Origin of the sequence: Edwardsiella hoshinae NBRC 105699 = ATCC 33379, from assembly GCF_000474215.1 — a bacterium.
Taxonomy (GTDB): domain Bacteria; phylum Pseudomonadota; class Gammaproteobacteria; order Enterobacterales; family Enterobacteriaceae; genus Edwardsiella; species Edwardsiella hoshinae.
In genome coordinates, this window is the sequence record NZ_BAUC01000012.1 from 102,336 (window position 1) to 121,392 (window position 19,057).

Here is a 19,057-nt window from a genome sequence, read left to right on the forward strand (position 1 = left end):
GATTGTTAACCGCGCTCGCTTTTTCAACGAACGTCACAACGGGGAGGCGAATTCAGGGTTTTGTATGATATATACTGCTAAAAAACTTAGCATGAGGTTGTAGCGATGACACCCGCCGTTCTCTTATTGGAAAAAAACAATATCCCTTTCTCCCTGCATGCCTATGAGCATGATCCTCAGGAAACGAACTTCGGTGATGAGGTGGTCCGCAAACTGGGGCTCAGCGCCGATCGTGTCTACAAGACGCTGCTGGTCGCCCTGGACGGCGACAGCAAGAAACTGGCGGTAGCGGTCACGCCGGTCGCCGGCCAGCTTGATCTAAAGAAGGTCGCTAAGGCGCTCGGGGCAAAGAAGGTCGATATGGCCGACCCCCTGCTGGCGCAACGCGTCACCGGCTACCTAGTCGGCGGTATCAGTCCGCTGGGACAAAAGAAACGTCTGCCAACGGTGATCGATGAGGGAGCCCGCCGTTTCGATACCATGTTTGTCTCCGGCGGCAAGCGTGGACTAGACATTGAGCTGGCCGCCACAGATCTGGCGGCACTGCTACAGGCTACCTTTGCCGACATCGCCAAACGCGACGCCTCCTGAGACTCGTTACGCGGTAGGCGGCGACGGCACAATCACGCCTAGGCCGTTCGCACACGTCATGCCGCGTAATGCTTACTCACGGTAGACGATTTCCCCCTGCGGCTGATAGTCCGCCGCCTTGATCGGGGAATGGCGCTGAATGTAATCTTTCAGCACTTCCGCGTCGACAAACCCGGTATTCACGTAAGCGGGATGCTGAGTGACATTCGGGTAATCGTCGCCGCCGCTGGCGTTAAAACTGAGCAACGCCAAACGGTAGGTCTTATCGGCGACCAGCGGCTGCCCGTTGATCTTCACGTGACTAACTCCCTGTTGACCATCAGCGATCAGGCTGACATTCGCAAACTGTGCATAGGCGCCGGAGTTGGGCTTCTTGTTCGCGACCACCCCAAGGTACTTCTCTAGTTCAGCTCCGCTGAGATCGACATACGCCACCGAGTTAGCGAACGGCTGTACCTTGAGTACATCCTTATAGCTGATATCGCCTCCTGCGATAGAGTCACGCACGCCGCCGCCGCTCATCACGCCCAGATCGGCTTGGGTGCGCTCCATCTGGGCGGCCAGCAACAGACGTCCCATGTTGGTCTGTTCGAAACGAACCTTATTGCGGTCGCCCTCCAGACGCCCCTCAACATGGCCGATTTTTACCCCTAAGGCGGCCTGCCCTTGCTCCTGGAACGGTGTTAATAGCTGTAACATCGCCGGATCCTGCGGGATTTGCTCGGTATAATAGATACGCTTTTGGGTACCGTCGGCCTGCTTTTCCTGACGATTCAAATTAACCGGAATCAGTTGATAACGTTGCAAGGTCAGCTCGCCGTTACGGAAAGTAAAGTCGGCCCGGCCGACATATTTCCCCCACTCATGCGCCTGGACGATCCAAGTGCCGTTTTGGCGATCTGGCGCGCAGGGCGTGCCGGGAACATAGTCGCTCTGTTTACGATTCTCTGCCACCATGCATACCGGATCCTGCGAGTGACCGCCGACGATCATGTCGAGATACCCCGTCGGCAGCGCGCGCGCCATCTCCACGTCGCCGGGCGCGTTCGAACCATGGGCGCCATTGTCATAATGGCCCATATGGGTGGCGGCGATCACCACATCCGGCTTCAGCTGCGCGCGCAGTTGCGCCACCAGTTGGCGCGCTTCCGCCGCAGGCGGGCGAAACTCGATATTTTTCAGATACTCAGGATTGCCAATCTTGGCCGTATCGTCAGTGGTCAGGCCGATCACCGCGATGCGGATCCCCTGGCGCTCAAACATTTGGTAGGGTTGGAACAGGCGTTCACCGCTGTCCTGCGCATAAATATTGGCCGACAGTAATGGGAACGTGGCCCACTTCTGCTGCTGGCGCAACACACTCAGTGGATTGTCGAACTCATGGTTGCCGATCGCCATCGCGTCATAACCCACCAGATTCATGCCACGAAAATCGGGTTCGGCATCCTGTAAGTCAGACTCCGGTACGCCAGTATTAATGTCACCGCCAGACAGCAGCAGCACCGAGCCCCCCTCAGCCGCGATCTCGGCACGCAACCGATCGACCAAGGTCTTCTGCGCCGCCAGGCCATACTCCTCCTGTTCGTTCTGCCAGAAGTGACCGTGATGATCATTGGTATGTAATATAGTCAGATTATAGGTTTTATCTTTTTCCCAGGCCAACGACCAGCCCGGCGCCATCGCCAGCGCCAACGTCACGGCACAGGCCACACCTCGATAGGTTAATCTCATTGCCATCCCTCCTTGTCGCGATAACCAGCCATCCATGCCTGCCCAGGCGCAGAGATGATATGGCGAACGACGCTATTTTAGCCTGAGTTAGGCAACGCTTATCCCGATATATCAGGTAGTTATTGTGATGAGCTTCACTTAACGCAGCATTGAGCGCCATTCTGGGCCGATTTCGGAAGCCAAGAGGCAACCTAACGCGGGAGGATGGCGGCGCCGACGCGCCGCCACTGATTACTTGAAGGTGACATCGACGTTGGCCGTCGCGTGGAACTTGCCTGCCTTGGGTCGATCGGTCAGCCACTTCAGATTGGCGATGAAGTTTTCGCTGACCTCATACTGTTTATCGTGGAGCTTCTCCCCGAAGTCGACGTTGGTCTGTAACGGGATCGGCTGCGTGGGAGAGCTCGCCTTACTCAAGAAGATCCCCACGCCGGGAGCGCTATCGGGCAAGATCAAGGTGCGATCGCTCGCATCCGGTCGCAGCGTACTAAAGCTAGCCTGCAACTGTTGGCCACCACACTGACCGCCGCGCAATCTCGCCGTAATAGTAAAGGACTGCTGAGCGGCGATCTCCCCCGGACGGGCCCTGGCGGCGCTGAGCTTGCCAAAGTGGATACTATTGCCGCCGTTAGTCTGCACATGGATCTGCGGATTACAGTGGATCACCTGGATCCGATCCAACCCTCGAATATGAGCACGGAAGTTACTATCCGGCGTTGCGTTCAACCCACCGACGCCATCCACCTGGAACAAGGCGGGAGCGATGCCGAAGGGTCTGAACACCGCCGGCGGCGGCACTCCCGTCGCCTTGATATATACCGAATAACTCACCCTAACGGTCTGCGGTCGTGCCTGATACCAATGGTGATATCTCGGCAGCGTTGCCGGACCTAGGTTGGGTCCCTTGCTGCCCTCCTGCCTATTAATGCCATCGTAGTCAACACCATTAATCGACACGCCAACGGCCAGCGAGGGATCAAGCCATCGCAGCCAACCTTGCGGGTTCCAGTAGATATAGGCATCCTCCCCTTGAGGATGATTATTCGTATCCCAGCAGGTAAAGGTCGAGGTAAAGGTCGGCGAGCGCCAAATCAAACGGTCTCGCACAAACTCAGACGCCGATAAGACGATGGGCTGCTCGATTTCAATGGTTTGGCTAAGGAGTCCGCTTGGATAAGGGCGATGCGCATTACTCCCCTCGCGGCAGGATAGCGCGAACGCCTGTCGGCTGACGCTGAACCCCAGCAAGGCTAGCAGGCCCAACATTAGGAGCGTTTTCAGGGTTATGCTTTTAGTCATACTGTCACCTTACTGAGTCTGACAGGATAAAGTTAATTCTTGATAACCGGCCGTTTTTCCCACCGGAGGCAAATCATGCGGCAACGCTAATACGCATTGCTGTCCCGGTTGGTTGCCCCAGCGAAGAGTGAGCTTTTCGCCCGGCTGTACGCCAGAAACGTACAGATCGCCATTCATGCCGACGGTACCGCTGTTGCGTCCCTGCTGATTGAAGACGCTGGCCCCGACCGCCGGATAACCGCCCTGACTCAGATGACTATGGATCAGCAGACTGACGCCATAGAAAGTATCGAAGCGCACCCGTACGATCGCCTTCTCCGTCGGCACCACCTGCTTACTGGCCACCGGCACATCCAGGCCCGGCATAAAGTCTTGAGTATGTAACGCCACGGCGTTAAAGCGGTAAGGCGTCGCCGACGGTATCACCGCGTAACCAAAGGGATCGATGGCCACCCCGCTCTGGTTATCGATGCGCACACCGCTGGCATGCTTGGCCTCGACCAGGATTATCGTATTCTGCAACGGCTGCGACAGGGTGACGCCACCGCTATGGAGTAGTACCCCGCCGGACGCGCCCAGACCTATTTGGTTGTAGCTATTGCTGTAGCTATAACTGCCATTCAGGTTGCCATAGGCGGCACGGTAATCCAGATTCAAGGCGCTACTCTGCCCACCAGACTCGCTGTGGCCGGTCGTTAAGGCATAACTTATCCGTTGATCGTCCAATAGCGTACCGCTGACGCCGGCGTTATAACTGTCACCGCCTTGGCGGCTGTGAGCCCCGCTGAGGTTCAACGACGTGGAGTGATTATCGTTCCCCCAACTCAACGGAACCGAGACGGACAGGTTAATGCTCCGATCGGCATAGCCGTACTGGCTGCGTGTATCCTGGAGGTAGACTCCGTAGCTGATGCCGCGGAAGGCGTCGTTATAACCCAGTTGGATGGTGCGATCGCGTCCAGCGCCACTCCAGTAAGTCTGGCTACTTATGTTGGCGTACAACATCGCCCCTTGCCACAGTTGCTGATTGATGGAGACATCGATCCGCTCCCGCTTGTTGGCATAGCGCGTGGAATACACCCGATGCTGGTTACGGTTGTCCAGATCGGCGATCCCGGTCTGCGGCTTACTCGGATCGTAATAACTGTTCTCGTATATCCCCTGACGCCAGCGGTTGCGCTCCTCGACCGCATCGGAGAAGTCATAGTAGCCTGAGGTGGCGTAACGGTAACCGGCTAGTTGTACGTTGGTTCCCAACTGATTGAGAGACTTGGAATAGAGGAAGCGGTAGCTTTGACCGCGCGCCCGCTCCCCGTTCGCCAGCGCGGTATCGGAATAGGCGGCATCGAAGGAAATCGCTCCCCATTCCCCCATGTTTTTCGCAACGCCAAGCGCCGCTGAACGGTAGTTTTGCGCCACAAGCACCCCGCCATAAGGCGTCAGGCCATAGGGAATACCGCGTGCCACCGTTCCTTGCAGGAAACTGGGCGTATAGTGGGTATCGCCATTCTGGTAGCGGCCTGCCGTCAACTGGTAATTCCAGATCCCCTCGCGCAACATATTCGCCACCGAGGAGTAAGACACCGTGAAATGTTTACGCGTGCCATCCGCTTCATTCACCGTCACTTGAAGGTCGCCGTTATTGGTATGCGGATAGATGTCGCGGATCTCAAACGGTCCCGGCGCCACGTTAGTGCTATAAATCACATAGCCGTTCTGACGAATATCCACGCGGGCGTTGGTTGCCGCAACACCACGTACCACCGGCGCATAACCGCGCAGACTCTCGGGCAGCATGTCATCGACGCTAGACAATTGAACACCACGAAACTGGATGCTATTAAACACGGTGTTATTGCTGCTGGCCTGCCCCAACTCCAGGCGGCTACGCCAGGCGGGGATATCGGTCTCCGCCCAGCTCGCGATATTATTCCACTGCGTTGACTGACCGCTGACTTTATTCATCGTCATGTTATTGCGCAGTCGCCAATTCCACAGGTTGATACCGTTATTCAATGACAGGAAGGTATACTCGCTGTTCTCGCCACCCGCATTATGATTCGCGTTACGGTTATAGTTGAGGTTGTAGTTGCTGAAAGCGGCATTGATCCCCTGATCGTACAGCGTATGGGGGATAGCACCGCGTGCATGCTCAGCCAACAGCACCTGCGGGACAGAGAGATCGATCTGCTGAATCGCCGGATCGAACGACAGGCTGGCGCCCGGCAGCGTCGCCGAGACGTCGACACAACTGCCCGGAGTCAACGAGTCCGGCAGTTTAACCCCGTAGTTAAGCAGATCCTCGACCGTCAAACAGGGCTGGCTTGCCGCGCCTGCCTTGGCGATGAAACGGACCTCCTTATTATCGACCTGCTGTTTGTTCAGATAGATGGCAAAAGGATACTTTCCCGGCGGCAAGGCATTGCCTTCGGCAACGGCCTGAACGGCATCGATATTCTCACGCCCATGCACGAAAGACATGTTGAACTCGGCACGAACCGCCGTGCTACACAGCAACGACAACATAGCGGCAGAGATGGCCGAACGCATCCAGCGCGCCACATCCATCCTCTGTTGTCTTAGCTGTTTCTGTCGCACTATTCCACTCCTCGTTATCACTGAACAGACACGTTTTTAACTTCGCTCCGACCTCCAAAGTCATTGATATAGCTAAAAGAGATCGTATTTCCGATGTGCGCTCCCGCGGGAATGGCGATCGCCAACCGCCCCTGCGGCCCGACCATGTTGGCATCCACATTGATGGGCTTGCCGTTACTCCCTTGCAGTTGGATGCTGCCAAAGGTGATATGCAGCGGTCCCGGATTAATTGCCAGCAGCTGATTGCCCGACTTCTGCCAGCGCAATTTCTGTACTTGTTGCGCTAGGGTGGTATTCAAGCCACTGGGACGGTAGAACAATTTAATGCGGGTACGCACCGCGACCTGTAATACATTGTCTTGTTTGGGCGCAGGCGGAATCTCCTGCACATTCACCCACAGCAATGTTTCTTTATCTTGCGGAAAACCATGCCCGGAATAGATGAAGCGTAAGATTGCCGATTTTTGCGCATCCAATTTTACGATCGGCGGCACGACCACCATCGGTAATTTATTGTCAACCTTGCTGCTATCGCCTTGATCTAGCCAGGTTTGCACCATGTAGGCATCTTGACTGTCATTATGGATCGGCAACGATGCAGATTTTTCCCCGCCATGATAAATGACACGGGTGGCATCGACCTGAATACCCGCCTGGGCGTTCACGGCACAGGTCAGCAATAATGCGGCAATTAATTTCTTCATTTTATTCCTTATACAGACCATCCTTGGTCTCGTATGATAATAAATGATTATTTATATTCGATGGTAAACGGGCTGGTAGCATTAGCCTGACCAGCGGTAACCGTCTCAGCATAAGAGCGATAACGAGCCTGTAGATAAAAGACCGCCTTATTATCGCTAACAGTCACGCTCGGCGTATCGCTACTCACATTGTTGGCGATCGGGAAGTGCTTGCCATTAACATCGGTGATTTCGATACCGATCCCTTTGGCCGCATCCCCTTTCCCAGTGCTGTTAACGGCCAGCAGATCGGGGTGACCGGCGACGGTATTGCCATCGAAGCGCACGGTATAGGTCCCCGGCTCGCATTGCTCCAAGTTGATCTGAAAAGCCTTAGAGGCCGATGTTGCGCCAATCGTCTTAAATGCAGAGGTCGGATATTTGCCTAAAAAGACTTTGATATCGGGTGAATCGCTACTTACTACTTGGCACGCTGACTTAACTATTTCACCGGTAAAATTAACGGTCCCGTTGGCGGCACTGACCTGACCACTCATCGCGCTAGCGGTCAGAGCCATAACAGACAGTAAAATCTTTTTCATGCTGGCACTCCATTTATAAAATAAAAACATCCGCGTACTATTACGGTACGGAATGAGGATGAACGAACTTCTCACATGATCTACTGCGGAGTGTATTTACAGTCTCCACAATGAATAAATCATGCATTATCAATAGAGAGGAAGTCAGGTAACAGTAGCTAGGTAACTTTTTAAAAAATAAAACTACTCAGCTTCCACATACAGAGAAGACAGATTAAGACACGACTTATTACTCACTATTTCATATACCCGTAGCAGTAGTTAAGCGTATTTTCTTAATACAAAATTAATTAAATGATAAAGCTTGCACAAAGGTTAATTGTCACCTAGCGGGCAGTAAAATCGATAAAAATATTAATTAATTTAAAATCAATCTATTTTGATTGTATGCAGATAAATCACATTTTAATTCACTAAGAACATTCTTATAATGTGCTGTTTTTTATAGTGTTTTACTATTGTATGATTTATTAGTTTGGCCACAAATCGGCTATCAATCTTGCGTTGCAGAAAGTGAAAAGGTGTATTCCGGTTAGAGAAAAGGTGGATTATTGACCATTTTTAGCCTACATGCGAACAGCCTTGGCGCGCGCCGTCCTGAATCCGTCGTACGCGCCTCCTGCTCTTTTCGAATATAGACGACAAAAAAAACGCCGGCAAATAAGCCGGCGCCAACATACGCTATCGCCACGACACGCGTCGTCTTAGCGTTCCCAATACGACTCTTCCAGACTATCTTCCCGCTCCGGCAGGCCACGAGTCAGGCGCGGTGAGTGTTGATTCAATACCTGGTAACTGACGCGGTTAGCGTATTTACATACCTGCGCTAACGATGAATAGGTCAGATAACTGCGCTGATGCTTACTGGAGTTGGGTACATTGGTACGGTGGAATTCATTTGCCGCAATGTCATGCAACAAGGCAGAGAGTGCGCCATCCCCGGCCCCATTGGTGTTCATGATCTTCTCCGGCCCACCCATATAGGGGGCGATGTGGGAGTAAATGCGGCGCGGCGCCTCACACATGCTGCGACGCATCGCACGGCTGAACTCATACAGATTGAACTCGGGGATCACCCCCGGTAGCAGCGGATGTTGGGTCTTACGCTTACCCTCTTCCTCGGTATAACCCGCCATGTATAACCCGACCGGCCCGGCGGTGCACAGCACCAGATCGACCCACTCCAACGCCCGATCCGCGGCCGCCAGCGGGTCGGATAACCCCGTCAGCTCTAGCGCCTCTTCTTCATTCATCGCCACGATGCTGACATGCTCGCGCAAGAAATCACGCCAGAATTGCGGATCATCGGCGATGACGTATTTCGTGCCCAGGGTCAACACCACCGGCACCTGATGTTTCTTGGCGTAGGCGATAGCTTGCATGGTGGCGTCACGCATCGGCTCTCCCGGTTTGCAACGCACCAGATAGGCGGTCAACACCAACGCCGAAGCACCGGCGATCACCGACTCGGGAATGCTCTCCGGACGCAATTGATTCATCATCCCCGGACTGATGGCGAAGGTACGTTCACCGTTATCGCTGATCAGCGTGAAGCAACGACCGATCGGGCCGTTCACCCCTTGCAGATGATCCAGATCGGTGCGACTGGAGGTATTACACAGGTAACGGTAGGCGTAGCTGCCGATCTTCACGTTTTCGCACATCACCCCCAGTAGCACCGAACGGTCATCGGCCAGCACCGAATAGTTATGCAGGGTATTGCCGATGGTACCACCGGCGAACTCATGGGTGATCAGGTTGTTGGCGCACAGCTCCTGATACAACGCCTCCGCCACCTCGTCCTCGATCACCAGCGAGTGTCCCTTGCTTAAGTGATAGCGAGCGATGAAGGCCTCATCCACTTTGGCCTCAATGTCGACCAGCGTTTGGTCGATGCCAACGACGTAGGCTTTATCAATTTCATTGTGCTGCGTATTCTGTAGCAACGGATCGCGGGCATTGACCGGGAAATAGTGTTTGGACTTGCGTTGACCGGGGAATTTCATCTGTGTTATCGGCAAAAAGAAAAAGGGAGCCTGTAAGAATAACACACTCCCTCGGTCATCGTCAGCGGCCATCCTGCTCGCTGTTCGGCGAGAGCCAGACCTCGACGAGTTGCTGTAACAGATCGATCTGCAACGCATCATCATTCAACGCCGGAATATAGACGAATTGACGTCCGCCAGCCGCCAGGAAGGCCTGGCGATTCTGCTCATCGATTTCCTCAAGGGTCTCCAGGCAGTCGGCGGCGAACCCCGGGCAGATCACCTGGAGATGCACCACGCCCTCACCTGCTAAGGCGCAAACGGTCTCATCGGTATAGGGCGTCAGCCAAGGCTCACGACCAAAGCGGGACTGAAAACTGATGGCATACTGTGAGGGTGCCAACCCCAGCCCCGCTACGACGGCCTGCGTGGTCGCCCGACAACGTTGCGGGTAATCATCGCCCTCATCGGCATAACGCTGAGGGATGCCGTGGTAGGAAAACAGCAGTTTATCGGGTTGGCCATGTTCGGCGAAACTGTAGCGAATACGTTGACATAGCGCGGCGATATAGGCTGGATGTTCGGCGTAATCACGCACAAAACTGAGTGCCGGTATACGCCGTTGCTGAGCCAACCAGCCGGCGACCCCATCGAAAACCGCGGCGCTGGTCGAACAGGAATACTGCGGATAAAGTGGGATCACCCGCAGGCGCGTCACGCCGGCGTCCTGCAATGCCGTGAGGGCGCTGGCCAACGATGGTTCGCCATAGCTCATTCCCAGAGCGACGGGGATTGAGGCCCCCAGGCGAGCCTGCAACGCGTCACGCTGACGCTGGCTGTAAACCAACAAGGGCGAGCCTTGATCGGTCCAGATGGCCTGGTAGAGACGGGCGACGCGTGGAGCGCGACGTGGCAGGATTAGGCCGCGTAGCAGCGGCTGCCACTGCCAGGAAGGCAGATCGACCACACGCCTGTCACTGAGAAACTCCGCCAGATAGCGCTTCACCGCCGCCGGCGTCGCGGCCGATGGCGTCCCCAGATTAACCAGCAATACCCCATGTTTTTCCGCCATACGTTCCTCATTGACAGCAACTTGATTAGCGCTAGTGTAAAGCATCCTGCGCACGCACCCACCAATCGCTGGTATTGGTCGAAAGTGGCATGGCGACGACAAAAAAAGCGGCCCGCAGGCCGCCTTATGCTGTCCGATGCCCGCCTTAACCCAGCACCTTCTCCAGCTCGGCGCGTACGCGGTCAACGCTCTGTGTGCCGTCGATCTTAACGTAGCGGGTATGGCCTGCCTGGGCTTCCTGACCATAGTAGCCGATCAGCGGCGCAGTCTGCTGATGATATTCAACCAGACGCTTACGTACAGTCTCTTCCTGGTCATCCTTACGGGTCACCAGATCTTCACCGGTCACGTCGTCTTTACCTTCCACCTGCGGCGGATTGAATTTGACATGATAGACACGGCCAGAGCCCGGATGTACGCGACGACCGATGATACGCTCGACGATCAGCTCATCCGGTACGGCAAACTCCAGCACATAGTCCACGTTGATGCCGGCATCTTTCATCGCATCGGCCTGTGGAATGGTGCGCGGGAAGCCGTCGAGCAGGAAACCGTTGCGGCAATCTTCCTGGGCGATGCGCTCTTTCACCAGCGCGATGACCAGTTCATCCGTTACCAGCTTGCCGGCATCCATGATCGCCTTGGCCTGTTTGCCCAGCTCGCTACCCGCTTTCACCGCAGCGCGCAGCATGTCACCGGTGGAGATCTGCGGAATCCCGTATTTCTCCATAATGAACTGTGCCTGTGTGCCCTTACCGGCGCCTGGGGCGCCCAGCAGAATGATACGCATCGCGTAATTCCTCTCAGATTATTGCTTACGATTAAAAAAACGCTAAACCTTACCATTATAACGCCCACCGGCTCAAGGCGGCGGCACCGGGCTGAAACGTGAAACCGCCCGTATCCTGTTCAACAGCAAGAAAAAAACCTTTTTCCCCTGCTCATCACCACAAAAAAGGCGGCCACAAGGCCGCCTTTATGATGAAGTCGCGTCGCCGATCAGGCCAGCAACAGGGCGTTAATACGTTTGATGAACTGGTTCGGATCTTCCAGCGTGCCACGTTCGGCGAGCAGCGCCTGATCCAGCAACAGATCGATCCACTGGGCGAAGCGTTCATCGTCCGCTTGTTCGGCGGCGCGTTGCACCAACGGATGCTCAGGGTTGAGCTCGAAGATATACTTCACTTCTGGCACCTGTTGACCGGCCGCGGCGAACAGTTTGGCCATCTGGGTGGTCATCTCATCACCGTCAGTGCTGACGACCGCCGGCGTATCGGTCAGGCGGTGGGTCAGACGCACCTCCTTCACCCGCTCGCCCAACAGCGTTTTCACCCGCTCAACGAACGGCTCCAGCGCCTTATCAGCTTCTTTTTGCGCTTCGCTATCCCCTTCATCGGCCAGTTTTTCCAACGCCTCGTCTTTCTTACTGACAGACTGGAAGAACTTAGCGTCGTACTCCGTCAGGTAGCTCATCATCCATTCGTCGATACGATCGGAGAGCAACAATACCTCGATGCCCTTCTTACGCAGCAACTCCAAATGCGGGCTGTTGGCGGCGGCGGCATAGCTGTCGGCGGTGATGTAGTAAATCTTCTCCTGCCCTTCTTTCATCCGCCCGATATAGTCGTCCAGCGACACATTTTGCAGCGCGCTGTCGTTATGGGTCGAGGCGAAGCGCAGCAACTTGGCGATCGCTTCACGGTTGGCGAAGTCTTCCGCCGGCCCCTCTTTCAGCACCTGGCCGAACTGCTGCCAGAAGGTCTGATAAGCGTCGGCGTCATCTTTGGCCAGTTTCTCCAACATCTGCAACACGCGTTTGGTCAGCGCGGCGCGCAGGTTCTGCGTGATCCGACTATCCTGCAACAATTCACGCGATACGTTGAGCGGCAGATCATTGGAGTCGACCAGGCCACGCACGAAACGCAGGTAGTTAGGCATAAACTGCTCGGCGTCGTCCATGATGAACACGCGCTGCACATACAGCTTCAGGCCATGCTTATGGTCGCGGTTAAACAGATCCCACGGTGCCTTGGCTGGGATATACAGCAGGCTGGTGTACTCCTGCTTACCTTCGACTCGGTTATGGCTCCAGATCAGCGGATCGCTGAAATCGTGGGCGATGTGCTTGTAAAACTCTTGATACTCTTCGTCGCTGATGTCGGCCTTATTGCGGGTCCACAGGGCTTGCGCCTTGTTGATTTTCTCCCACTTTTTCTCCCCTTCTTCGCCTTCGCTACTGAGGATTTCGACCGGCAGGGCGATATGGTCGGAGTATTTACCGATGATATTGCGCAGACGCCAATCGTCGAGGAAATCCTCCTCACCCTCACGCAGATGCAGGGTGATCTCGGTGCCGCGATCGGCCTTCTCGATATCCGCGATGGTGTAGTCACCCTCGCCGGTAGACTCCCAGAAAACGCCCTGATCGGCGCTGGCGCCAGCGGCACGAGTACGTACGGTGACCTTATCTGCCACGATGAAAGCCGAGTAGAAACCGACGCCGAATTGGCCGATCAGTTGGCTATCTTTCGCCTGGTCGGAGCCGAGTGACTCCAGGAAGGCCTTGGTGCCGGACTTGGCGATGGTGCCGAGGTTTTCGATCACCTCCTCGCGCGTCATGCCGATACCGTTATCGCTCAGCGTCAGGGTACGATTGTCGCGATCCACGCTGATGCGCACGCGTAACTCGCCATCGCCCTGGTACAGATCCGGGTTAGACAACGCACGGAAGCGCAGTTTGTCAGCGGCATCGGAAGCGTTAGAGATAAGCTCTCGCAGGAAGATCTCTTTATTGGAGTAGAGTGAGTGGATCATCAGGTGCAGAAGCTGTTTCACTTCTGACTGGAAGCCACGGGTTTCTTGGCCTTTCATTCTTCGCTTTTACCTCTCATCGATAACACGCAGATCAAATGGGTTAGCTTACAGATGGGGATCGGCATGCGGTTTTCAAGGGGGAAAAAGCGAGAAAGCCGTCATGGCGGGCAACACGCCGGCGCACAACCCAAACGGACGGGGATAGACCAAGGCCTATCCCCGTAGCCAACGCAGCTGTTAACGCTTCACCGGGTGACGTCCGGCCAGCGAATGGGAGAGCGTGGTGCCATCCACCATCTCCAACTCCCCGCCGACCGGTACGCCATGCGCAATGCGGCTGGCCAGCACGCCATGCGCGGCGCACATCTCGGCGATGTAGTTGGCGGTAGCCTCCCCTTCGACTGTCGGGTTGGTCGCCAGGATCACCTCACTGAGCGTCTCTTGCCCGAGTCGCGCCTCCAACCGATCCAAACCGATATCCTGCGGCCCGATGCCATCCAACGGCGACAGGTGCCCCATCAGCACAAAGTAGCGCCCGGAGTACTGCCCGGTCTGTTCGATGGCGTGAATATCCGCCGGACTCTCTACCACGCAGATCTGCCCATTCTCACGCCGCCGTGCGTTGGCACAAATGGTGCAAATCTCCTGCTCGGTAAAGGTACGGCAATCGCGACAGTGGCCAATCTCCGACATGGCGCGCGTCAAGGCCTGCGCCAAGCGCATGCCCCCACTCCGATCGCGCTGCAATAGGTGAAAGGCCATGCGCTGGGCCGACTTGGGACCGACGCCGGGAAGGCAGCGTAGCGCCTCCATCAGCGCCTCAAGCAGCGGGCTGGTCTGCATCAGAACGGCATCTTGAAGCCCGGCGGCAACTGCATACCGGAGGAGACGGAAGCCATACGCTCTTTCTGCTCGCTTTCGATGCGACGCGCGGCATCATTAAATGCGGCGGCGATCAGATCTTCCAACATCTCTTTGTCGTCTTCCATCAGACTCGGATCGATCTCCACGCGACGGCAATTGTGAGCGCCGTTGATGGTGACCTTCACCAGGCCGGCGCCGGACTCACCGGTCACCTCAAGCTGGGCGATCTCGTCCTGCATTTTCTGCATTTTTTCCTGCATTTGCTGGGCCTGCTTCATCAGGTTGCCCAGTCCGCCTTTACCAAACATAGCGTTCTCTCTTTTACGTGGGGCCGTGCCGCAGCGGCACGGCGGTTAAACGGGTCGGATGCTCTCGTCATCCAGCTCGGCGTCAAACAGACGCAGCAAAGTCTGGATATTGCCATCCGCGGCAATCGACGCACGCGCCTGCGCCAGCTTCTCTTCGTAGATCACCTGGCGCCACTCCAGCGGCGTGCGCTGCTGGGGATCATCATCCTCCACGATGCTCAGCGTCACCGGGTGTCCGTAGTGATCGCTGAGCGCCTGAGCCAGCGTTTGCCGTGCAGAGGCGGAGTTTAAATGACGCTGGGCCGAACGTAAATGCAGAAGCACGCTTCCCTCCTCCGAGGGTTCTCGAAACGCATTCAACGCCAGCTGCTGTACCAGTTTGGGCAACTTGAGACGGCTCAGCGTCAACGCCCAGTCGTCACGCGTCAGTGATTCCTGCGCCAAACGCGCCGCCAGCTCCGGCGTTTTTTCGTGCTCTAAGGCACTGCGCAGCGCCTTCGGCGTGGTCTTCGGGGCCTCGACCTGCTCCGGACGATGCTGGGCCTTCCAGCGATACGCCTCCTTCCGCACCGGTTGTTGTTCGGCCGCCGCGGCTATCTTCTGCTGGCCGCGTTCACTGATGTTAGCCAGACGCTCTAGCGCTGAGGAAGCCGGCTGCGTACGCTGCGACGCCGCCGGCTCACTCTTTTTTACCTCGCTCCCTCCGGCGGCTTTCTGCCGCAGGCGCGAGCGAGCCTGTAATAACTGAGCGGTACTGTCCGGCACGGCAGGAGCCACCTGCGGCGCGGCGGGTGGGAGAGGAGACTCCGTCAGCATAGCTGAGGACGCTAAGTTCGCTGCTGCCATCCCCTGCGGGGCGGCATCGGCCAGCGGCGGCAAGGCATGCCCGGCGGCTAAGGCCGGCATCGTCGGCGTCTCCGCGATCTCAACTTTGGGATGAAACGCTAGCGCGCGCAATAGGGTCATTTCAACCCCCATACGCCGATCCGGAGCATAGGCCAATTCTTTACGCCCATTAAGCATGATCTGGTAAAACAGCTGGAGATCAGCCGGCGGTAACAGCCGCGCCAGCTCACGCAGTCGCTGCTCCACAGCGGCGTACTGGCTGTCTAGGGCGCTGGGCAGGAGTTGCAACATCGCCACCCGATGCAGCAACGTCAGCATCTCTAACAGTAGATTTTCCCAATCGACGCCTCGCCCGGCGGCCTGCTCCACACGAGCCATCACCAGGGCACCATCCGCGGCGGCCAGCGCCTCGATTAGCGCCAGCGGCTGCTCATCATCTAAGGTGCCGAGCATCTGGCTGACCGCGTTGGCGGTGATCTGCCCCTGCCCCATGGCAATGGCCTGATCCATCAGACTCAGCGCGTCGCGCATGCTTCCTTCGGCGGCACGCGCCAGCAGTTGCAACGCGCGGGCTTCGGCCGTCAGCGACTCGGCCTGAGCGATCTTCGCTAACTGTGCCCGGATCTGTTCATGATCCAGCGCGCGCAGATGAAACTGGAGGCAACGGGAGAGAATGGTGACCGGCAATTTTTGCGGATCGGTGGTGGCCAGCAGGAACTTCACGTGCGGCGGCGGCTCCTCCAGCGTCTTCAGCAACGCGTTGAAGCTGTGGCGAGACAGCATATGTACTTCGTCGATCAGGTAGACCTTGAAGCGACCACGCGCCGGGGCGTACTGCACGTTATCCAGCAGATCGCGCGTGTCTTCCACTTTGGTCCGCGAGGCGGCATCGATCTCTAACAGATCGACGAAACGCCCCTGCTCGATCTCCCGGCAGTTATCACAGACGCCGCACGGTGTAGCGGTAATGCCGGTTTCACAGTTCAATCCTTTCGCCAACAGGCGGGCGATACTGGTCTTACCGACGCCACGGGTACCGGAGAAGAGATAGGCGTGATGGATACGGCCCAAAGAGAGCCCGTTCGCCAGCGCCGTCAGGACATGCTCTTGCCCCACGACATCGGCAAAGGTTTGTGGACGCCACTTGCGGGCGAGAACCTGATAGCTCATCGATGATTCGTCGTTGATTGAATAAGAAATTAAGCCGTCCCTCCTGCGGATGGGCCGGCGCGCTCAGAGTCATTGCGGCCGGCGGACAGCGCGCCCGCCCAGCCCGAACCTCTGATCATTGTAACAGTAGTTGCCTCAATGCCTATCACTTTATTCCCGTACCGGACGGCGGCAGAAATGGCCGAGCCACCGCACAGGCGGTGGCTCGGAACACACGGCGCTCCCCTGACGAGAAGCGAATCGGCACGGCGAGACGGATCAATGACCGTCGAAAGAGACCAGGCTGTAGCAGTTGATTTCCATCGCCTCCAGACGCGCTTCGCCCCCGAGGGCAGGCAGGTCGATGATGAACGCGGCGTCGTGCACGATCCCCCCCAGGCGGCGGATCAGGCGCGTCGTTGCTTCGATGGTCCCCCCCGTCGCCAGTAGGTCATCGACCATCAATACACGATCGTTGGCATCAATGGCATCCTGGTGGATCTCTAGGGTATCGGTACCGTACTCCAACGCATAGCTTTCCGCCAATGTGGCGCGCGGCAGTTTACCAGGCTTACGCACCGGCACAAAGCCAACGCCCAGCGCCAGCGCCACCGGGGCACCGAACAGAAACCCACGCGCCTCCGTGCCCACGACCTTGGTGATCCCCGCCGCGCGATAACGCGCCGCCAGCAGCTCGATACTCAGTGCATAGGCGTCGGGTTTCTCTAGCAGACTGGTAACATCACGGAAAAGAATGCCTGGCTTAGGATAGTCAGGGATGGTCTTAATGCTTTGTTTCAGAAATTCGAGTTGTTGTGCTGTAGCGGTCATAACTTGTTGCCTGATAAACACCGGGTTCGGGCTAACGCAAGCCACCTAAAACTCCCCCAAATCTGCCCCGGAATGGCATCCAGTAGCCCTCGGAAAAGGGAGGTAACCCGCGCACGAAAACGCTCAAATCTATGCAAAGCGCAGGAAAAATGCAACTGCCCCGTAGCGATTAAGGGGACTTTTCTTGCGATGCATCAATTACCGGCAGACGCCAGATGCCGATCAAGAGTGTCGCCAATATCGCCAACAACAACAGACGCAAGCCATTATGCTCCACCAACCAGAGCGAGAGGGAGAAGCTCATCACCAGCAACAGCAACGCTCGCCATCGCGCGCCGCGCGGCAGCGCGCGATGGCGTTGCCAGTGGCGTAAGTAACCACCAAACCAGGAGCGATACAGCAACCAGCGATGAAAGCGCGGCGAGGAGCGAGCGAAACAAGCCGCCGCCAGTAGCAGGAACGGAGTGGTAGGCAGCAGGGGCAATACCATGCCGAGTCCGCCTAAGAGGACGGCGAACCACCCGATGATGATCAACACAATGCGCTTCATTCTCTCGCTTGCCCCCCTTCCCGCCACTCAGTACCATGCGCTATGGTTACTATCATCTAGAGCAGGTTATGTCGAGTCAACAAATGCTCCAACAACTGGAGCTGCGCCTACAACGCCTGGCGCACGATCTGGCGCCACTGGCCGAACAACCCGCCGCGCGCTCTCGCTTCGATCGCGCCCTGTTCCTTACCCACGGTACGCGGTTAAAAGACTATCTGCGTGAAACGCAGGAAAATTTTGCCGCACTACAACGCGCAGTTGCCGCGGCCCAGCGCCAGCAGGTTGCCTTCCTCGCCGAGCGGCTACTGGCGCAGATGGCAGCCCTGCAACGCGAGCAGGCTACCCAGGCGTTGCGTCAACGCGAACCGCAACCGGCCCAAGCAGGCGGCGATCCCTATCAAGAACTGGCCCGCCACCAAGACTATGAGCGCCGCCTTCAGACGATGGTGCGTGAGCGCGAGTGGCGCCTGGCGAATTGTCAAACCCTGGCGCAGCAACAACAGATACAACGCGAGCTCGCGGCGTTAGAGGGACGCCTCCAACGCTGCCGCCAGGCGTTGCGGCGCATCGAAAAAGCCCTCGAGCGGCGCGAACGCGGTCTGAGCTGATGCGCATACCTTAGCTATACTGGAGACAGATAGCCGAGCAGGGGTTCGGCCAAGCAACGAGGTAGCGACCATGGGATTTATCGCGTGGATTGTTCTGGGGCTGATCGTGGGTATCCTGGCGAAATGGCTGATGCCGGGACGGGATGGCGGTGGCATTATCCTCACCGTTGCACTCGGCATCGCCAGCGCTCTGCTCGGCGGCTATCTCGGCAATCAGCTGTTCCATCTGGATGTGGTGACCGGTTTTAGCCTAAAAAGCCTGCTCGTCTCGCTCTGCGGGGCGATGCTAATACTCTTTATCTATCGCAAGATCCGCGCTTAAGGAGCACTATGTCACTGGAACTGGAGAGCGACGAAGTCAAACTGGCCGTCGACCTGATCTATCTGCTAGAAAGCAACGACGTGCCTGCCCACACCGTCCTGGCCGCATTGGCGATCGTCCAGCGCGACTACCAAGCCAAGCTGGACGCCCAGAGCATCCCGCGCTGATGACGACGATGGCGCACACTTAGCGCGCCATCGCCGC

Annotated in this window: 18 protein-coding genes and 1 other annotated feature; of the genes, 4 read left to right on the forward strand and 14 right to left on the reverse strand. The window is 56.8% G+C overall.

Annotated elements, in window-relative coordinates:
- Window positions 1-105: 105 nt before the first annotated feature.
- The gene (ybaK, locus tag EHO01S_RS05460; protein ID WP_024523009.1) at window positions 106-591 is read left to right on the forward strand and encodes a Cys-tRNA(Pro)/Cys-tRNA(Cys) deacylase YbaK; all 486 of its coding nucleotides are present in this window, start codon (window positions 106-108) and stop codon (window positions 589-591) included.
- Window positions 592-663: 72 nt separating this feature from the next.
- Here ybaK and ushA read toward each other — a convergent pair whose 3' ends face one another.
- The 14 genes from ushA to EHO01S_RS05530 all read right to left on the reverse strand — a co-directional run bounded on the left by ushA (window position 664) and on the right by EHO01S_RS05530 (window position 17,923).
- Entirely contained in the window at window positions 664-2,322 is a 1,659-nt protein-coding gene (ushA, locus tag EHO01S_RS05465; protein ID WP_024523010.1) for a bifunctional UDP-sugar hydrolase/5'-nucleotidase UshA, read from the reverse strand.
- A 231-nt stretch (window positions 2,323-2,553) separates the two neighbouring features.
- Complete coding sequence (locus EHO01S_RS05470) at window positions 2,554-3,621, reverse strand: fimbrial protein (protein WP_024523011.1); 1,068 nt, start codon at window positions 3,619-3,621, stop codon at window positions 2,554-2,556.
- A gap of 9 nt (window positions 3,622-3,630) precedes the next feature.
- Entirely contained in the window at window positions 3,631-6,189 is a 2,559-nt protein-coding gene (locus EHO01S_RS05475) for a fimbria/pilus outer membrane usher protein (protein ID WP_115314554.1), read from the reverse strand.
- A gap of 47 nt (window positions 6,190-6,236) precedes the next feature.
- A complete protein-coding gene (locus EHO01S_RS05480; protein ID WP_024523013.1) occupies window positions 6,237-6,923 on the reverse strand; it encodes a fimbrial biogenesis chaperone in 687 nt (228 codons plus the stop codon).
- A gap of 47 nt (window positions 6,924-6,970) precedes the next feature.
- Window positions 6,971-7,504, reverse strand: coding sequence for a fimbrial protein (locus EHO01S_RS05485; protein WP_024523014.1), 534 nt, complete (start codon window positions 7,502-7,504; stop codon window positions 6,971-6,973).
- A gap of 704 nt (window positions 7,505-8,208) precedes the next feature.
- Window positions 8,209-9,510, reverse strand: coding sequence for an inosine/guanosine kinase (locus tag EHO01S_RS05490; protein ID WP_024523015.1), 1,302 nt, complete (start codon window positions 9,508-9,510; stop codon window positions 8,209-8,211).
- 61 nt (window positions 9,511-9,571) lie between these two features.
- Window positions 9,572-10,561 (reverse strand): ferrochelatase, encoded by a 990-nt coding sequence (hemH, locus tag EHO01S_RS05495; protein WP_024523016.1) that lies wholly within the window; start codon window positions 10,559-10,561, stop codon window positions 9,572-9,574.
- 145 nt (window positions 10,562-10,706) lie between these two features.
- A complete protein-coding gene (adk, locus tag EHO01S_RS05500; protein WP_024523017.1) occupies window positions 10,707-11,351 on the reverse strand; it encodes an adenylate kinase in 645 nt (214 codons plus the stop codon).
- A gap of 209 nt (window positions 11,352-11,560) precedes the next feature.
- A complete protein-coding gene (gene htpG / locus EHO01S_RS05505; RefSeq protein ID WP_024523018.1) occupies window positions 11,561-13,432 on the reverse strand; it encodes a molecular chaperone HtpG in 1,872 nt (623 codons plus the stop codon).
- A 180-nt stretch (window positions 13,433-13,612) separates the two neighbouring features.
- The gene (gene recR, locus EHO01S_RS05510; protein ID WP_024523019.1) at window positions 13,613-14,218 is read right to left on the reverse strand and encodes a recombination mediator RecR; all 606 of its coding nucleotides are present in this window, start codon (window positions 14,216-14,218) and stop codon (window positions 13,613-13,615) included.
- A complete protein-coding gene (locus EHO01S_RS05515) occupies window positions 14,218-14,547 on the reverse strand; it encodes a YbaB/EbfC family nucleoid-associated protein (protein ID WP_024523020.1) in 330 nt (109 codons plus the stop codon). The genes recR and EHO01S_RS05515 overlap by 1 nt, the downstream gene beginning before the upstream one ends.
- Before the next feature lie 45 nt (window positions 14,548-14,592).
- Window positions 14,593-16,563, reverse strand: a complete 1,971-nt coding sequence (dnaX, locus tag EHO01S_RS05520) for a DNA polymerase III subunit gamma/tau (protein ID WP_024523021.1) — start codon at window positions 16,561-16,563, stop codon at window positions 14,593-14,595.
- Window positions 15,193-15,253 (reverse strand) — a sequence feature (DnaX frameshifting element). Its footprint overlaps the gene before it by 61 nt.
- 258 nt (window positions 16,564-16,821) lie before the next feature.
- Complete coding sequence (apt, locus tag EHO01S_RS05525; protein WP_024523022.1) at window positions 16,822-17,373, reverse strand: adenine phosphoribosyltransferase; 552 nt, start codon at window positions 17,371-17,373, stop codon at window positions 16,822-16,824.
- Between the two features lie 169 nt (window positions 17,374-17,542).
- Complete coding sequence (locus EHO01S_RS05530; RefSeq protein ID WP_024523023.1) at window positions 17,543-17,923, reverse strand: DUF454 family protein; 381 nt, start codon at window positions 17,921-17,923, stop codon at window positions 17,543-17,545.
- 68 nt (window positions 17,924-17,991) lie between these two features.
- Here EHO01S_RS05530 and priC point away from each other — a divergent pair, with 68 nt between their 5' ends.
- The 3 genes from priC (at window position 17,992) to rsmS (ending at window position 19,020) form a co-directional block, all read left to right on the forward strand.
- A complete protein-coding gene (gene priC, locus EHO01S_RS05535) occupies window positions 17,992-18,531 on the forward strand; it encodes a primosomal replication protein PriC (RefSeq protein ID WP_024523024.1) in 540 nt (179 codons plus the stop codon).
- A 70-nt stretch (window positions 18,532-18,601) separates the two neighbouring features.
- Window positions 18,602-18,853: a GlsB/YeaQ/YmgE family stress response membrane protein gene (locus EHO01S_RS05540; RefSeq protein WP_024523025.1), complete on the forward strand. Its 252-nt coding sequence runs from the start codon at window positions 18,602-18,604 to the stop codon at window positions 18,851-18,853.
- A gap of 8 nt (window positions 18,854-18,861) precedes the next feature.
- Window positions 18,862-19,020: a pleiotropic regulatory protein RsmS gene (gene rsmS / locus EHO01S_RS18185; RefSeq protein WP_070245142.1), complete on the forward strand. Its 159-nt coding sequence runs from the start codon at window positions 18,862-18,864 to the stop codon at window positions 19,018-19,020.
- Window positions 19,021-19,057: the final 37 nt, after the last annotated feature.

Excerpts from the sequence above, each read along its gene's own strand:
- ybaK (WP_024523009.1), top strand. The coding sequence starts at position 106 with ATGACACCCGCCGTTCTCTTATTGGAAAAAAACAATATCCCTTTCTCC.
- ushA (WP_024523010.1), bottom strand. The coding sequence starts at position 2,322 with ATGAGATTAACCTATCGAGGTGTGGCCTGTGCCGTGACGTTGGCGCTG.
- EHO01S_RS05470 (WP_024523011.1), bottom strand. The coding sequence starts at position 3,621 with ATGACTAAAAGCATAACCCTGAAAACGCTCCTAATGTTGGGCCTGCTA.
- EHO01S_RS05475 (WP_115314554.1), bottom strand. The coding sequence starts at position 6,189 with ATGGATGTGGCGCGCTGGATGCGTTCGGCCATCTCTGCCGCTATGTTG.
- EHO01S_RS05480 (WP_024523013.1), bottom strand. The coding sequence starts at position 6,923 with ATGAAGAAATTAATTGCCGCATTATTGCTGACCTGTGCCGTGAACGCC.
- EHO01S_RS05485 (WP_024523014.1), bottom strand. The coding sequence starts at position 7,504 with ATGAAAAAGATTTTACTGTCTGTTATGGCTCTGACCGCTAGCGCGATG.
- EHO01S_RS05490 (WP_024523015.1), bottom strand. The coding sequence starts at position 9,510 with ATGAAATTCCCCGGTCAACGCAAGTCCAAACACTATTTCCCGGTCAAT.
- hemH (WP_024523016.1), bottom strand. The coding sequence starts at position 10,561 with ATGGCGGAAAAACATGGGGTATTGCTGGTTAATCTGGGGACGCCATCG.
- adk (WP_024523017.1), bottom strand. The coding sequence starts at position 11,351 with ATGCGTATCATTCTGCTGGGCGCCCCAGGCGCCGGTAAGGGCACACAG.
- htpG (WP_024523018.1), bottom strand. The coding sequence starts at position 13,432 with ATGAAAGGCCAAGAAACCCGTGGCTTCCAGTCAGAAGTGAAACAGCTT.
- recR (WP_024523019.1), bottom strand. The coding sequence starts at position 14,218 with ATGCAGACCAGCCCGCTGCTTGAGGCGCTGATGGAGGCGCTACGCTGC.
- EHO01S_RS05515 (WP_024523020.1), bottom strand. The coding sequence starts at position 14,547 with ATGTTTGGTAAAGGCGGACTGGGCAACCTGATGAAGCAGGCCCAGCAA.
- dnaX (WP_024523021.1), bottom strand. The coding sequence starts at position 16,563 with ATGAGCTATCAGGTTCTCGCCCGCAAGTGGCGTCCACAAACCTTTGCC.
- apt (WP_024523022.1), bottom strand. The coding sequence starts at position 17,373 with ATGACCGCTACAGCACAACAACTCGAATTTCTGAAACAAAGCATTAAG.
- EHO01S_RS05530 (WP_024523023.1), bottom strand. The coding sequence starts at position 17,923 with ATGAAGCGCATTGTGTTGATCATCATCGGGTGGTTCGCCGTCCTCTTA.
- priC (WP_024523024.1), top strand. The coding sequence starts at position 17,992 with ATGTCGAGTCAACAAATGCTCCAACAACTGGAGCTGCGCCTACAACGC.
- EHO01S_RS05540 (WP_024523025.1), top strand. The coding sequence starts at position 18,602 with ATGGGATTTATCGCGTGGATTGTTCTGGGGCTGATCGTGGGTATCCTG.
- rsmS (WP_070245142.1), top strand. The coding sequence starts at position 18,862 with ATGTCACTGGAACTGGAGAGCGACGAAGTCAAACTGGCCGTCGACCTG.